General features: G+C 68.4%; 1 protein-coding gene. It reads left to right on the plus strand.

Going from position 1 to position 731, the window contains the following annotated elements:
- Positions 1–731 (plus strand): glycine radical domain-containing protein (locus tag EJ913_RS31265; protein ID WP_127005228.1); only part of this gene is annotated, 731 nt, incomplete at both ends.

Raw genomic sequence — 731 nt, forward strand, 5'->3', positions numbered from 1 at the left:
CGGCTGGAGATGGCGCTGCACGACCGCGACGTGCTGCGCACCATGGCCTGCGGCATCGCCGGCCTCAGCGTCGTGGCCGACAGCCTGTCGGCGATGAAGCACGCCACGGTCCACGTGATCCGCGACGCGCGTGGGCTGGCCACCGATTTCCGGATCGAGGGCGAGTATCCGGCCTTCGGGAACAACGACGCGCGGGTCGACGACATCGCGGTGTGGCTGGTCGAGACCTTCATGACCGCTTTGCGCAAGCAGAAGGCCTACCGCAACGCGGTGCCGACGCAGTCGGTGCTGACGATCACGTCGAACGTGGTCTACGGCAAGAAGACCGGCAACACGCCGGACGGCCGCAAGGCCGGCCAGCCCTTCGCGCCGGGCGCCAACCCGATGCACGGGCGGGACCGCAAGGGCGCCATCGCCTCGATGGCCTCGGTCGCCAAGCTGCCCTACGCCCACGCCCAGGACGGCATCAGCTACACCTTCACCATCGTCCCCGGCGCGCTCGGCCGGACCGAGGACGAGCGGGTGGACAATCTGGTCGGCATGCTGGACGGCTACGTCGCGCAGGGCGGCCACCACATCAACGTCAACGTCTTCGACCGCGACACCCTGCTGCACGCGATGGACCATCCGGAGCTGTACCCGCAGCTCACCATCCGGGTGTCGGGCTACGCGGTGAACTTCATCAAGCTGACGCGCGAGCAGCAGCTCGACGTCATCAGCCGCACGTTCCA

The organism is Azospirillum doebereinerae (assembly GCF_003989665.1).
Lineage (GTDB): Bacteria > Pseudomonadota > Alphaproteobacteria > Azospirillales > Azospirillaceae > Azospirillum > Azospirillum doebereinerae.